This is a genomic window from Microbispora sp. H10830, from assembly GCF_014161375.1.
Taxonomy (GTDB): Bacteria; Actinomycetota; Actinomycetes; order Streptosporangiales; family Streptosporangiaceae; genus Microbispora; species Microbispora catharanthi.
Genome location: NZ_JABBWX010000008.1, coordinates 156,854 through 171,089, shown reverse-complemented (window position 1 = coordinate 171,089; position 14,236 = coordinate 156,854). Strand labels below are relative to the sequence as shown.

The 14,236-nt window shown below is 67.1% G+C and carries 14 protein-coding genes; 7 read left to right on the top strand and 7 right to left on the bottom strand.

The window, feature by feature from the left end; genetic code table 11:
• Window positions 1-87 precede the first annotated feature (87 nt).
• Entirely contained in the window at window positions 88-294 is a 207-nt protein-coding gene (locus tag HHX35_RS21425) for a cold-shock protein (protein ID WP_182900519.1), read from the top strand.
• A 297-nt stretch (window positions 295-591) separates the two neighbouring features.
• Here HHX35_RS21425 and HHX35_RS43625 read toward each other — a convergent pair whose 3' ends face one another.
• Window positions 592-993: a helix-turn-helix domain-containing protein gene (locus tag HHX35_RS43625; protein WP_259405257.1), complete on the bottom strand. Its 402-nt coding sequence runs from the start codon at window positions 991-993 to the stop codon at window positions 592-594.
• Between the two features lie 809 nt (window positions 994-1,802).
• On the opposite strand from HHX35_RS43625, the gene HHX35_RS21415 reads away from it, so the two are divergent.
• Window positions 1,803-2,156: a hypothetical protein gene (locus HHX35_RS21415; protein WP_182900518.1), complete on the top strand. Its 354-nt coding sequence runs from the start codon at window positions 1,803-1,805 to the stop codon at window positions 2,154-2,156.
• Window positions 2,157-2,288: 132 nt separating this feature from the next.
• Here the strand turns inward: HHX35_RS21415 and HHX35_RS21410 are convergent, their stop codons facing one another.
• Complete coding sequence (locus tag HHX35_RS21410; protein ID WP_310739206.1) at window positions 2,289-2,540, bottom strand: winged helix-turn-helix domain-containing protein; 252 nt, start codon at window positions 2,538-2,540, stop codon at window positions 2,289-2,291.
• Window positions 2,541-2,732: 192 nt separating this feature from the next.
• Window positions 2,733-3,569 (bottom strand): MBL fold metallo-hydrolase, encoded by an 837-nt coding sequence (locus HHX35_RS21405; protein ID WP_182900517.1) that lies wholly within the window; start codon window positions 3,567-3,569, stop codon window positions 2,733-2,735.
• 545 nt (window positions 3,570-4,114) lie between these two features.
• Here HHX35_RS21405 and HHX35_RS21400 point away from each other — a divergent pair.
• The 3 genes from HHX35_RS21400 (at window position 4,115) to HHX35_RS21390 (ending at window position 7,233) form a co-directional block, all read left to right on the top strand.
• Window positions 4,115-4,276, top strand: coding sequence for a hypothetical protein (locus HHX35_RS21400; RefSeq protein ID WP_182900516.1), 162 nt, complete (start codon window positions 4,115-4,117; stop codon window positions 4,274-4,276).
• A gap of 31 nt (window positions 4,277-4,307) precedes the next feature.
• Window positions 4,308-4,982 carry a hypothetical protein gene (locus HHX35_RS21395; protein ID WP_220505708.1) on the top strand — a complete coding sequence of 225 codons (675 nt, stop codon included), beginning with the start codon at window positions 4,308-4,310 and terminating at the stop codon, window positions 4,980-4,982.
• A 544-nt stretch (window positions 4,983-5,526) separates the two neighbouring features.
• Window positions 5,527-7,233: a SpoIIE family protein phosphatase gene (locus HHX35_RS21390; RefSeq protein WP_182900515.1), complete on the top strand. Its 1,707-nt coding sequence runs from the start codon at window positions 5,527-5,529 to the stop codon at window positions 7,231-7,233.
• A gap of 109 nt (window positions 7,234-7,342) precedes the next feature.
• Here HHX35_RS21390 and HHX35_RS21385 read toward each other — a convergent pair whose 3' ends face one another.
• Together HHX35_RS21385 and HHX35_RS21380 are read right to left on the bottom strand one after the other, a co-directional pair.
• On the bottom strand, window positions 7,343-8,452 hold the full coding sequence (locus HHX35_RS21385) for an acyl-CoA desaturase (RefSeq protein ID WP_182900514.1): 1,110 nt from the start codon (window positions 8,450-8,452) through the stop codon (window positions 7,343-7,345).
• Between the two features lie 11 nt (window positions 8,453-8,463).
• On the bottom strand, window positions 8,464-9,558 hold the full coding sequence (locus HHX35_RS21380; protein WP_310739205.1) for a ferredoxin reductase: 1,095 nt from the start codon (window positions 9,556-9,558) through the stop codon (window positions 8,464-8,466).
• Window positions 9,559-9,828: 270 nt separating this feature from the next.
• On the opposite strand from HHX35_RS21380, the gene HHX35_RS21375 reads away from it, so the two are divergent.
• Window positions 9,829-10,080 (top strand): hypothetical protein, encoded by a 252-nt coding sequence (locus HHX35_RS21375; RefSeq protein ID WP_182900513.1) that lies wholly within the window; start codon window positions 9,829-9,831, stop codon window positions 10,078-10,080.
• A gap of 136 nt (window positions 10,081-10,216) precedes the next feature.
• Here HHX35_RS21375 and HHX35_RS21370 read toward each other — a convergent pair whose 3' ends face one another.
• Window positions 10,217-11,167, bottom strand: coding sequence for an STAS domain-containing protein (locus HHX35_RS21370; protein WP_259405256.1), 951 nt, complete (start codon window positions 11,165-11,167; stop codon window positions 10,217-10,219).
• 571 nt (window positions 11,168-11,738) lie between these two features.
• On the bottom strand, window positions 11,739-12,575 hold the full coding sequence (locus HHX35_RS21365; protein WP_182900512.1) for a HAMP domain-containing sensor histidine kinase: 837 nt from the start codon (window positions 12,573-12,575) through the stop codon (window positions 11,739-11,741).
• A gap of 299 nt (window positions 12,576-12,874) precedes the next feature.
• On the opposite strand from HHX35_RS21365, the gene HHX35_RS21360 reads away from it, so the two are divergent.
• Window positions 12,875-14,179 carry a tyrosine-type recombinase/integrase gene (locus HHX35_RS21360; protein WP_182900511.1) on the top strand — a complete coding sequence of 435 codons (1,305 nt, stop codon included), beginning with the start codon at window positions 12,875-12,877 and terminating at the stop codon, window positions 14,177-14,179.
• Window positions 14,180-14,236 lie beyond the last annotated feature (57 nt).

Sequence of the window (14,236 nt, the reverse complement as noted above, 5' to 3'; positions counted from 1 at the left end):
CGGTCTTCTCCGGGTGTGGGCTTATCGCGGCAACGCGGAATTCGTGACAGTGCGGATTTCGGCTACGCCTATCAAGAGGAGATCGACATGGCTTCCGGCACCGTTAAGTGGTTCAACGCGGAAAAGGGCTTCGGCTTCATCGAGCAGGACGGCGGCGGTGCCGACGTCTTCGCTCACTACTCGAACATCATCGCCCAGGGCGGCTACCGCGAGCTGCGTGATGGCCAGAGGGTGGCCTTCGATGTCACCCAGGGCCAGAAGGGCCCTCAGGCCGAGAACATCGTTCCCGCCTGACAAATAGCGCCGACAAATAGCGCCACGTATCAGGGCTCGCACCTTCACGGGTGCGGGCCCTGATTCGTTTCCGGCTGCTGCATCGCTGCTGCACGAGAATCGGCGGCAGGGGATGTCAACCACAGCCGCACAGCTCCTCGCTACCAGTAAACGACAGCGTGTGAAACGTCATCACGCCTGGTAGGAGGCGTGAACCCAGGAGATGCGAGGCGGGCGACAAAAAGCGCAACCACGTCGCCAGGCTGCACACCCAAGACCCGGTCAGCTTCACGCCGCCGGGTCTTGCCACCACCGGTGCTAGTGTCCGGCCGGGCGGTCGCGCGCGTTGTTGATGCGCAGCGCCTCGGCGAGCTGGTCTTCCAAGATGATGATTCGGCAGGCGGCTTCCACAGGAGTGCCCTGATCGACGAGTTCCCGGGCGCGCGCGGCCAGCCGCAGCTGGTAGCGGGAGTAGCGGCGATGGCCACCGCTGGAGCGTTTCGGCTCGATCAGTTTCGCGGCGCCCAGAGCCCGTAGGAACGCGGGGCTGACACCGAGCATCTCCGCGGCCGCGCCCATGCTGTAGGCGGGGTAGTCCTCATCGTCGAACCGATCCTCGAACCGGTCTTCGGCCCTGAATCCAGCCCCGGAGCCGGACGTGTCCGCAGTCCTGCCGTGAGCGAGTGTGTCATCCTCGGCAGCCGAGCAAGGTTGATCCATACATTCCTTTCCATCACGCGCACAGGGGGCCCCGGCACCTGTCGCGCCGGGGCCCCGAAGAGTTCAACACCATCTACCGGCCATCTGACCGGCTCATTGTTTTCCGCGTCCGCCGTACTGAGCGGCGGTGGTGCGGGGATCGCGGATGCGTGACCGTAGACCACCTTCCTATCTGTGGAACTGCGGTACCCGAGCGGCGAGACTCAGCCGGCTACGGGCGATCCTGATGGCGTCAACACTCCCTTCATCTCTTTTTTCCGGACCACTGTCCGGCTTCACCTGCGGCAGCGCGTCCACGATCAAGGCCTCTGAACACTGCACTGGCCCGTCACGTCCGACCTTCTGCCATCGACTCCCAACTTCGTCTTGCTCCGGGCGGTTCATCGTGGTGCTAGTACTTCCGCCGCCCGGCAGAACCGTTCCTTACGATGTGAGAAACACTAGCCCCAGCGGCCACAGATGTCTACTGTCGCGAGTACAGATTTTCGGTGTCGGGCGCAGCAGGCTTCCGGCGACGCCGTTGACGAGCGGGAACGCCGCCAACGCCGGACCTCGTTCCTGCCGCCCTCGCCTCCTGCCGATGGGCGGTCCGCCACGACCTACTGCAGGCCAACCCTGTGGACCGGATCCCCACCGTCATGGAAGGCGCTGCCTCGCCCCCGCCGCAGCGGCCGACATCGGCAAGGTGCTGGTGCGATCTGCACCCGGCGGCCTCGAAGGGACGTGCCGCTGGATCGGATGAGCGACCGGGCCTTGTCCGAGACCGCCTACGTCTACGGCGCCCGCGCCTCAAGGCGTGCAGGTTGTACGTGGAGGACCTGGACCTGCGCCTGGACGACCAGCACATGCGCATCCACGGCAAGGGCGGCAGCGTGCGCGCCGTGCTGTTGAACGACCGCGGCCACACCACGCTGCTCAAGCTCTACCTCGCCCGCGCCGGCTACACCGCCGGCGTGTCCATCGAAGCTGTCCGCCGCCGTATCGGTCACGACTCCACAGGGACCACCCAGCTAAACGCACTTTTGAACGACAAGGTCGCTGACGCCGAGTCCGCGCCGCCCGCTACCGCCGCGACCGGGCGACGCGCGGCCGAGAAACCCCTGGTCAGATGGAGTGCGGAGTGGTGGGGCGCCAGGGACTCGAACCCTGGACCGGCGGATTGAAAGCTGATCAACGCTCTGGGCACATGGCCTCTGAACTGGGGCGCAGTGTCCAGGGGAGTCCAGCCGCGTCCGGAGGCGTCTGGCGACGTCGCTGTCAACGGTTGCCGTCAGCTCACGCGTCTCCGGGCCTGGTCACTCGGGCTTGTCGCGCTCTTCCGGGGTTGTGACGAAGCTGCCCATGCCGGGCTCGGTGTGGATCAAGCCGTCTGCCCTGAGTGCCCGCGTGACCTTCTGGCCGGTGGCGTTCGCGATGCCGAACTCTTCGATCAGGGCGACGAGTGATAGGACGCGATCGCCAGGCTTGTACTCGCCGGAGGCGATACGAGCCTTGATGATCTCGTACACCTGCCGCCACCTGGGCTGATTGGCCTTGAACTCCACCACGCGAGCAACGGCAGGAAGCCACTGCGCGCCATGGCGATGGGCAGCACCCTTAGCGAACTCGCCTCAGCAGGACCGAATGCCACCAGAGACGAGCCTCGCCAGACCCGCCAGCCGCCCGCGCAGGAATGCTCGGGCGGGTCCGGCGGCTATGGCACGTGGCCCTGCCCCTGCTTCTGCCTGTGTAGCGGATGACTAGCCGGGCGTCCCGTCGCGCTCGCTTCTTCCGGCGAGGCGCTGGGCTTGCCCGTTGTGCACATCGCTTACCCACTCCCAGCCGGGCTTAGCCGATGGGCCGATGCGCGGGTCGCTGGGAACATAGGCATCACGTAGGGCATGCATGTACGCCCGATCCTGGTCGATCCGTGCGTGCACCTGATCAGCTCCGCCGACTGAACCGTGGCCGGGGACAAGGACGTCGACGTCGCCCGCCACGTCATCGAGCAGCCGCAGCGCTGCGAGGTAGTCCTCGATCGGGTCAGCGGTGTCGTTCAAGTTGAGCATCGGGATCAAGACGTCAGAGAGCATGTCGCCGGCGACGAGAACCCCGCGTTCTTCGATGAACAGCGCCGCATGGCCCGGTGCATGCGCTTGATGCTCGATGATCCGGACTTGAGGGCCATCCCATGGAATCTGCGCCGTCTCGGCGGGCAGGGCGGTGATCTGGCCGAGCAGGTCCAGCGGGACCTGCTCGGCGATGCCCGTCGGGAGCAGGTGGGCGGTGATGCGGGCCTTCGCGCCCGGGTCGGAAAGCTGATCCCGGACAGTGGCCGCGCAGCGGGCCGTGCCGTAACGAGGGGCCCCACCGAGCTGGGCGTGCCAGAGTAGGTGATCCCAATGAGGATGCGTCGAGAAGCCTGCCACAACGGTCTGGCCCGAATCGGACAGGTCGTTTGCGAGGCAGGCCATTTCGTGGTCCTGCACCCCGGCGTCGATGAGCAACACGCCGGCGCGGCCTTGCACGACAACGGCGTTGCTCTGGAGGAACTCGCTCTCGTGGATCAGCACACCGTCCGCGACCTGCCTCAGCACGGTGGCCCCTTCCGCTTGTGATTTGCAACCGCTTGTCGAGACGGTAGTGCCGGGCGGTGGCAGATTGCAAGCAGTACGGCGAAGCGAATGAGCTGCAGTCCGGGGTGCCCGACCAACGCCGCCATCGAGGTGTTCGCGTGTTCGCGCTGCTCGGCAGCTGGGGACTACGCCACCGGCCCACGAGCTCCGCGCTGTGCATGCGCGCCGAGCTGCTCGAACAAGGCGGGCCCCGCGCTCTGGCAAGAGTTCATGGACGAGCTTCGCCGCGGTGCACCTTGGCTTCCGAATCCCCGGCGCGATCACCGAGCGTTCGCGAGTGCCTGAACGCGGCCTACCTCGCTGCCGCCAACTCCTGGTAGCTGTCAGGCAGTGGACCACGTCCAAGGGCGCCCAACGGACGCCGCCCGAGATGATGTCTTACGTGGGAACGTTTCGCGGCGCAGGAGCGGCGCTGAGAACCGTCGCCGGCCTGCTCGATGACGGGATGTCTCGTAAGACCTGCCCGGTGCCGCGTCGCTATACCTACAGGGCTGTAGCCATCACGCGTGCGTGCGGACCGCGCTCGTTCTTGTGATCATCAGCGCATACTGGAGATCCTCGGTCACAGCGCGATCGTGCTGACCATGAAGACCTACGCCCACGTGCTGCCAGAGCACCAGGCGACCGCACTCGACAAGCTGGAAAAGGCGCTGGGAGGTCTCGCTTAGAGAGAGCGAGTGGACGAGGGTCCGCCCGCCGATGCCGGGGATGGTAGGTGATGATCTGTTGCGGCAAAGTAATACCAACCACCTCGCCGAAGTCCTCAACGTGAACAACCCAACATCGTTCACCGACCGTGAGAACTGGTTCGGTGAATGGTACGAACTGGCCATCGAGATCGGCGGCACCAGCGATGAACGCCTTCAAGGGGCGCTGTCGGCGCTCTGGCGAGCGGCCGCTATCGAGGGCTGCTACGGCCATCGCGATCGTGAGCCCGAGGAGCAGGACGATGTCGCCTGCACCGTTTCGTCACTGGCCGAATTCGGTTTCCTGCGAGGTACGGTCACCCTTCCGACGGGTCACCGGGGTGTGTGCGGGTGCACGGCTGTCCGTGAGGATGGCGGCTCGGACTGGCTCGACTTCTACCTACCGGTGAACGCGCTGGAGCGTATTGACGAGCGGTTCGGAAGCTACCTCTTCGATCAGAGCGGCGGAGAGGCAGTCTTCAGTTGGCGGCGCACGTACGACGACTGGCTGGCCGACATCGGAACCAGCGTCTATCAGGAGGTCCCGTTCCGACTCGGCTTGATCGGCTTCGAGACGTCAGGCAGCGTCGATGCGCGTGAACTGAACGGCACCCCGCCCGAAGAGCGCTGGATGGGATACCTGTTGCCGGCTGACGGGGTCCTTCGCTACGTGGCCGCCAATAGGTGACCGACGTTGCCGTCAACCGTAGCCGTCAACAGCTCCAAACGATCATGCTCGCAGGGATGTTTTCGCAGGTGGGGCGCCAGGGACTCGAACCCTGAACCGACGGATTAAAAGCGCCCTTGATCAATGCCGCCTAGTGCCGCCTTCTACCATTTCGTCCGCTGTTGCCCCCGGGAGTCTGCCGCCCAATCACGCTGGGTGCCGCGCCGTACCCGTACACGCGAGCGACCACCGAGCAACCATGCGTCCTTCACCATTGAATTCGTCGACGACCCTGCGCACTCGCCGACACTGGTGCCGTCATTACAGTCGGCGCGTAGGTCGCGTCGAAAGCGTGGTGCAGGCGCTCAGCGCGGCGTTTCGCCGGGATGACCCACTATGGGCCAGCCTCCTCGACGAGTATTGCCCACGCCTCGTCGAAATGGGATCCTCAGGCTTCTTCAGGGGAGCCGGCTGGCTCGACATGGCCGCGGGTTTTGCCCCGCGTGCTCGGCGTGTCGGCGGGTAGGGCGTAGGCAGTGATGGACCGGAAGAAGGCAGGGCGGCGATGAGGCGGCATCTGCCCAGCGCGCATGGCCATGCCGGCCTGCCCGACCAGAGGTTGCTGCAGGCGGCCTTCGACAGCGCGGGGGCGGGTATCTATCTGACTGATCTTGCTGGCCTTATCACTATGGCGAACCTGCAGGCCGGGGCGTTGCTGCGCCGTCCCGTGGCGGAGATGCTGGGCGCCGATGCCCACGATCTGCTGCACAGGGGCGCTGACGACGGGCTGACTCCTCGCTCCACCTGTCGGCTGATGGGAGTGCTGGAGCACGGTCGTCCGGCGCGTGGCGACGAGTCGACCTTCCTGCGGGGTGACGGCAGCCTGCTGCCGGTCTCCTTGTCGGCCGCTCCGATAGTGCAGGAGGGCGGGCAGGTACTCGGGGTGATCGTCGTCTTCACCGACATCACCGAGCGGCTGAACCTCTCTCGTCAGCAGGCCGGCCATCTTGCCATCTTGGAGGACTTCAACGCCCGCCTGACGCTGCTCACCGAGATCACGTCCGTGCTGACCCAGACGCTGGAAGTAGACGAGGCCTTGCAACGGCTGGGCAGGCTGATCGTCCCCCGGTTGGCCGACTGGGCGATGGTGGATCTGCGTGTCGAGCACGACGAGGTGGAGCGGGTGGTGGTGATCCCTCCTGCTGATCAGGCGGCGGGGTCCCCGCTGCCCGAGCCTCCCGGCTCCCTGCTGGCGCGGGTGCTGGATCGAGGTGAGACCGTCTTGCTGGGGCCGGGCGACATAGCCCGCAAACCTGACTCCGGCATGGCCGCCGCACAGCGTGAGCTGTTCGCGGCCCGGGGAGCGGTGTCGGCGATCATCACGCCGCTACGCACCCAGCGGCAGGTGCTGGGGGCTCTCACCGTGGCGCGTACCGGCCCGGCCCGCCCCTTCGACGCCACCGATGTGACGCTGGTCACCGACATCGGGCGTCGCGCGGGGTTGGCGGTGGGTAATGCGCGCCTGTTCGGCCGGCAACGCGAGGTGGCCGAAATGATGCAACGTCACCTGTTGGCTCCGCTGCCGCAGGTGGGCCACCTTGAGATGGCTGCGCGCTACCTTCCGGCCTCGGTGGGGTCTCAGGTCGGGGGTGATTGGTACGACGCCTTCCTGCTGCCCGACGGCGTCACCGCCCTGGTCATCGGTGACGTGGTCGGCCATGACATCAGGGCCGCCGCTGAGATGGCCCAGCTGCGCAGCATGGTGCGCACGCTGGCGTGGGACCGCTGCGTGTCGCCCAGCCTGGTCGTCAACCGGGTAGACGAGGCGATGTCGGCCGTCACGGACGTGCCCTTGGCGACGATGATCTTGGCGCGTGTGGAGGGCTCCGGAGATGGTCCCTGGCGGTTGCGCTGGAGCAACGCCGGGCATCCGCCGCCCCTGCTGGTCACCCCTGACGGGCATGCCCGCTATCTGGAGCAAGGGCAGGATCTGCTGCTCGGGCTCCGGCTGGGTATCGAGTCGACCAGGCGCGACGCCGTCGAGCCGATGCCCGCTGGGAGCACCCTCGTGCTCTACACCGACGGCCTCGTCGAAAGTCCCGGCAGCGACCTGGCCAATGGATTGGCCCGGCTGCGGGCGCAGGCCGCGGCCATGGCTCACCTCCAGCTGGAGGGCGTGTGCGACGAGATCGTGCGACGCATACCCCACGGGACCACCGACGACGTCGCTCTTCTCGCGTTACGCCTTCCCGCGTGCGGCGCCGGCGCCTGATCGTGTACGCGCCCGGCCTACGGCTTGTTCCCGGTATCCGACGGCCATGCGGCCCCGGACTCTCGCCGGGCCCGGGGCTCTCTCATGCCACAGGTTGACCCGCCCGTGCTCATGCCGCGGCCTTGAGCGCACTCGCCGGCGGTTCGGCCGCCGATGGCCGACCCGGCCCCGGCAGGGCCATCCGCAGGACACGCTTCCAGACCGAGCCGGCCTGCCGGACCAGTGAGCCGGACGCGTAGGGGAGGCCGAACCGTTGGCACAGGGCGCGGACCCGCGGTGCGATCTCGGCGTACCGGTTGCTGGGCAGGTCGGGGAACAGGTGATGCTCGATCTGGTGGCTGAGGTTGCCACTCATGATGTGGAAGAGGCGTCCGCCGTCGATGTTGCACGAACCGAGCAGTTGGCGTACGTACCACTCGCCGCGGGTCTCGTTCTCGAGTCGGTCCTCGGTGAAGACCTCGGCGCCCTCAGGGAAGTGGCCGCAGAAGATGATGGTGTGTGCCCAGACGTTGCGTGCCATGTTCGCGGTCAGGTTGCCGAGCAGGACGGGCAGGAAGGCCGGGCCGGCGAGCAGCGGGAACGCGAGGTAGTCCTTGATGATCTGGCGTCGTATCTTGGCCGCCACGGCGCGAAGTTGGGCCAGCGCCTCTTTCGGATCCTTTCGTCCCGACGGGATGCGTTCCAGTTCGAGGTCGTAGATCGCTATGCCGTACTCGAAGAAGAGGGCCAGCAGCGCGTTGTAGAGCGGTTGTGCGAGATAGATCGGCCGCCACGGCTGCTCCGGGCTGATCCGCACCACTGAATAGCCGATGTCGCGGTCCTTGCCGAGCACGTTCGTCCAGGTGTGGTGGACGAAGTTGTGGGAGTGTTTCCATTGGTCGGCGGGGGAGGCGGTGTCCCATTCCCATGTGGTCGAGTGGATTTTCGGGTCCCGCATCCAGTCCCACTGCCCGTGCAGGACGTTGTGACCGATCTCCATGTTTTCCAGGATCTTCGCGACCGCGAGTGCCGCCGTCCCGGCGGCCCAGGCGGGAGGCAGCCAGGAGGCGAACAGCAGCGCTCTTCCGCCCAGCTCGAGCTTGCGCTGGACGGCGATGAGACGCCGGATGTAAGCCGCGTCCCGCTCACCGAGGCTCGCGAGCACCTCGTCGCGGATCTTGTCCAGCTCGCGGCCGAACCTTTCGGCGTCGACAGAGGCCGGATCGAATGTGGCAGACATGTCTGTTCCTTTCACAGCTCGATCTCGACCGGGCCGGCCGCCACCGACACGCAGGGCTGGATCATCTCCCCTGCGTCTCCGTGCACCTGGCCGGTCCGTATGTCACGTACCTGACCGGAGCGAAGGCGCGCGACGCATCCGTAGCAGATGCCCATGCGACAGCCGCTCGGCATGAGCACCCCCGCGCTCTCGCCGACAGCCAGCAACGTCGTCTCGCCGTCGGCCTCGGCTTCTCGGCCGCTCCTGGTGAAGCGGACGCGTCCCCCCGAACCCGCTGCCGCTGCCGGCACCAGACTGAAGCGCTCGACATGGAGCCCGTCCGCGGGCCCGGTCCAGTACGCCGCGAGGTCGTCGAGCATCGCCGGTGGCCCGCACGCCCAGACGGACCGCTCGGTCCAGTCCGGGCAGAGCCGGGCCAGCTCCGCGGGCCGCAGCCGTCCCTCAGAGCGTGTGTGCCGTTCGTGCAGTCGTAGCCGCGGACACCGTTCGGCCAGGCTCCGGAGCCGCCCGCCGAAGATGACGTCGCCGGGTGACGGCGCCGAATGGACCAGCACGACGTCCGGCCCCGTCACGGCCGGAACACCGTCCAGGAGGCTGTCCAGCATGGCCATCACGGGGGTGATTCCGCTCCCGGCGGTCACGAACAGCAGGCGAGGGGGCGGTGGCTCCGGGAGGACGAACGTCCCCTCGGGCCGGCCCAGCCTGAGCACCGCCCCGGGCGCCGTGCTCCGCACGAGGTGGTCGGAGACGAGCCCGCCGCGCACGGCCTTGACCGTGACGGTGACGCAACCACCGGACCTACCCGGAGCCGACGACAGGGAGAAGATGCGCCAGTGTCGCCGCCCGCCGATATCGACGCCGATCCGCACCCACTGACCGGGACGGTGAGTGAGCCAGCCTCGCCCCGGGCGGATCACCAGGGTCACCGCATCGGCCGTTTCCGCACGAACCGACTCGACCCGGCCGCACAACTCGCCTGCCGCCCAGAGGGGATTGATCAACGCGAGGTAGTCCTCGGGAAGTAGCGGTGACGTCAGCCAGTGCGCGGCTGTCGCCAGCCGGCACAGGAGAGTCGCAGGGGATGCGGACGCGCGTGTAAGGATCACGGAGCCTTCCCGAGGCAGTCGAGGATCCAGTCGACGGATGGGCCATCCGTGCGGACATGTACCCGGTGCCCGCGTCCGGCATCCGCAGGCCGGAGCCACGAAGGGCACAGCAAGCGACCCAGGACCGGTAACGGAGTGGTAGGCGGCAGGCCCGTGACAGCACGGCTACGGGAAGAGGTGGCCCGCCGAAGCGGCGACGCGCATGCTACGCGGGGGGCTTTGCGGGGATACCCACGTGGACCCGGTCAATCCTTCGATGAGGAGCAGCGTATGACCATGGACGCTCCCACCGGGCTGCTCTACTTGCTGAGCGTTGGCAAGGAAAAGGAACTGATTCTCCGCGTGCACGGCACGATGCCCGCAGCCGAGAGACTCGTCAGCTGGATGGAGCAGGGCGCCGTCGTGTCCCTTCAGGTCTCCCATGAGGGAGAGCCGGGCACATTCACCTACGTGGTCAACTTCAGGCACGTGGTGGCAGCCCGCTTCGCTCCCTACGCGAGGACACGGATCAGCAGCTTCTGAACCCTCGCGTAGGGCACCCGTGCGGCTACAACGACGCTTCCTTCGTCTTCCGGGCCCACCCCGGCTGGGCTCGTTCGCGGCCCCGCCTCTCCTGCGGCGGGGGCTTGCCGCCTGCGTCGCGGGTCCGGGCCTTCGGCTACGTCAGCATCGGTATGGTGCGGTCCAGGCCGGTTACACGCAGTAACCGATACATGTACGGGCGGGCTGCGGTCAGGGAGAGGGTGATCCCCATCGTCTTGGCGCGGCGCTGGATGCCGACCAGGACTCCCAACCCGCAGGCGTCGCATGCCGCCACACCCGAAAGGTCGAGAATGAGCAGGCTTCTGCTGTAACGCAGGACGTCGAGCAGATCCTCGCGCAGGTCGGGACTGGTGAAAATGTCGATTTCACCGGACAGCCGGATGGTCGTCGGGGCCGACCGGTCGGCTCTGCCAAGTGGCGCGGGGTCGCGGATGGAGACGGAATGCTCCGGCTGGCAACGAGACGGGGCCTCTGGCGGCAGGCTTGGCAGGTGGGCGTCCGATCGGCGGTGTCGGCACCCGTGGAGCAGGTCCGTCGGCAGCGTAGTGATGTGCACCCCCTCGTTCTCCCCGTCCGCATCCCGTGTACCGATGGCGTGGTGGGCTGCGGTGGTGAGGAGGTCGACCGGGAGCGGGCCGAACCTGCCCTGACTGGCGAGCATGAGCGCCGCCCCGGCAGGACCGTCTGCGGTGTATGGCGGGACGACCAGCAGGATGACAGGCTCAGCCTCCGCGAATGTCAGGGTGACGAGGCGAGGATCGGCACTGTGGAACCAGCCCACTTTGACCTGGCGTCCGCCGGCCTGGACACGGTGGGGGATGTGGTCCCATGCGTCGACGTGCACGCCGACGCGCAGTGTCGTCAGGCCTAGTCGCTGGTCGACGGCGGCGATGAGACCCGGTAGTTCCACCGTGGCGTCACGGGAATGCGGCCACCACGCCCCGTCCACGGTGCCCCGCGGGCCAGGGACGGGAGCCAACCGTAGTCGAACCGCAGAGCCGATGACGGGGGCTGTGCCGGCTGGGGCGCTGGGCGGTGTGAAACGAGAGAGCAGCGTCGGTGTCATGATCGCCTGGCCTGTCTTGGTCCTCGAAAGAACCGCGTCCTGATATATCGCCGCGGGCGACGCCGACCTGAGTGCCAACGCACGAAAAATCCTCGGTTCCTAAACACTACCTCCTGGTTTTCTGGAATGGCGCCGTTCCGGAAGTAAAATGTCCCCTATTTTCAGGGACACGCAGGAGCGGGTGCGTGGGTCGGGGACCGTTGTCGCGTCCGGAATTCTATGTGGATGAGGCCACTCGCCGGAGCGGCCTCACTAACGGGTGAGATTCGTCGCCGGGCGCGACGTCGCATCCCTCACCCTTATCGGCCGCCTGAGGCGACTGGACTCGCGATCTCTACCCTGCCCGCCGCTGTCCCGCCTGGACGGCGGCCCCTGAACGAACTGGCCGAGACTGCCCGGCGCGCTGGCCGGCACCCCGCCTGCCTGTGACCGCTCATGGTTTCAGCGGCCAACGATTTTCAGGCTGAGTCTCAACCTCTCGTGTAGCCGTGACATCAGACGTTCGGTCCGAGGTCGATAAATCACAACAGTTTCCAGTTTGGATGCCATTGCCCTGTACGCCCGTGGTGGTTCAGGGGGCGGCGATGGGCAATTGGAGGATGAAGCAGGCGCCGCCGAGCGGGGAGGGCTCGACCCAGACGGCTCCGTAGTGGGCTTTCGCTATATCCCGGGTGATGGCCAAGCCGAGGCCGGTGCCGGGGCCGCCCCGCTGGGAAATGGCTTTGAGCTGGTACATCCGGTCGAAGATGCGTTCCCTGTCCTTCTCCGGCACGCCGGGGCCATCGTCGGACACCGCCAGTCGGGCATTGCCGTCGCTGCGGCCGACGTGGACCTGCACCTGGTGGGTGGCGTGGTGCTGAGCGTTGTCCAGCAGATTGGTGATGATTTGGCAGATCCGCGTGCGCATGGCTGTGACCTCGACACCGGGAGTGCAGATGACTTCGATCGAGATGGGGTCGTTCCGGTCCGCGACCTCCTGCCTGACCAGTTCGCACAGGTCGAGCCGTTCCCAGTCGGCTTGGGCGGCGCGGGAACGGGCGATCATAAGAAGTGCGGTGGCCAGCGCATCCAGTCGATCCACTCCACGTAGTACCACCTCCAGCACGCGGGGGTAGTCGGCTTCGCCGGGACGAGTAGTCGCTTCTTCCACCGTGACGCGTATCCCGGCCAACGGGGAGCGGATCTCGTGGGCGATGTTGGTGGTGAACTCCCGCTCACGGTCCAGCATGTCCAAGCTCACGTTGATGTTGTCGACCAGCTGCGTCACCTCCTGCGGGCCATGCTGCTGAGCGATTTGGGCGCGTTCATCGCTGACGTTGATCTCGGCGAGGTCACCGGAGATAGAACGCACGCGTCGCAGCAGTCGGCGGACAAGCACCTGGCCCGCAACCGCGGCGGCCAGCACCATGGCGAGATTCCACCACCGTTTGTGAGAACTGGTGTCCCTCCCTGGACTTGCGCGCTCCAGCCGCTCGCTCAGAATTGATCTGCCCATCAGATACTCCCCACGAACCATCCCGCCGCGTAGGCTCCCTACCCTTCGATCAACCGTTTACCACGATTGATTGCCGGCACAGCGGGTCAATACTCCGTCGACCTCGTCGCGTACGTCGAGCTCGGCGCACGACCTGACCGGCGCCCGCACCGGAGGGCGGATCAACGCTCGGCGCTCGACGGATTGTCGTTCCTCTCTCTGGGAGGAAGGTGATGGCGATGCGTGAGAGCCATGCAGTGGTCTACAAGCGGTGTGGGTGCACCGAACGGAGCGGGCGGTGCCCGCGGCTGCTCGAGGACGGGCACGGCTCCTGGTACTTCGCGGTGCAGATCCGGGGCCTGTCGGGGCGCCGGGAGCGTGCCCGGCGAGGAGGCTTTGCCAGCGCGGGCGAAGCCGAACAAGCCGGGCGGCAGCTGATCGCAGCCGAGCAGGGCGGCCCGATCGGGACGGGGTGCACGGTGGCCCAGTGGCTGCGCTACTGGCTGGCGACCGATCAGGGGATCCGGCCGAGAACTCGGCAGGGGTATGCGGATCACGTCCGGCTGCACCTGGTCCCGGCGCTGGGGCGGATCATGCTGTCGGAACTGTCTCATTGCGATGTACGGCGGATGTTCACTGCGTTGGCCGGGCGCCGGAACCGGTACGGCAGACCACTGGCGACCGCGACACTGGAGCGGATCCGTGCCACGCTGCGGGCCGCCCTGAACGAGGCCGTCCGGGAAGGTCTGATCGACAGTAATCCCGCCCGTGCTCTGAGGTTGCCCGCCGCGCCACGTCCGAGAGCGCAGGTATGGACCGACCGTTGGGTGGCGGCGTGGAAGGCCACCGGGGAGAGACCCACGGTGGCGGTCTGGACGATTCCGCAGCTGGTGGCCTTCCTGGACGATGTCCGCGAAGATCCTCTGTTCCCGCTGTGGTGGCTGGCCGCGCTGCGCGGGCTTCGCCGGGGCGAACTGGCCGGCCTGCGCTGGGTGGATCTCAGCCTGGAGAGGGCCGAGCTCGCCGTGGTCCAGCAGTTGGTGCACGTTGGCGGGAAGCTGGTCCCGTTCCCGCCGAAGAGCGCGGCCAGCAGGCGCACGGTCGCGCTGGATTCGGAGACGGTGCGGTTGCTACGCCGTCATGAACGCGACCGGCGGGCGGAGAAGATCCATCGCGGGGAGGCCTGGGACGACACGGCGCACGTCTTCACCCGTACCGACGGCGCTCCGATGGCGCCGGACTACCTGACCTACCGGTTCCATAAGCTGGTGCGCAGGAGCGGGCTGCCGCCGGTGCGGTTGCACGACCTGCGGCATGGTGCGGTCACGCTGGCGCTGGCCGCGCACGTGGATCTGTCGGTGGTTCAGGACCAGGTCGGCCACGCCAGCATCGTGTTGACCGCCGACACCTACACCTCGGTGCTGCCGGAGCTGCATCATCGGGCGGCCGGGGCGACGGCGCGGTTGGTGCTGTCGGCAGCGCGCGGGACCGCTCGGAAGGTGCGCAGGGGGCGATGCGGCTGGATGACCCAGGTGTGACCCATCTGTGTCCCAGGCCATGATCGGGTGATCTCCTGTTGCGGAGAACGCCCAGGT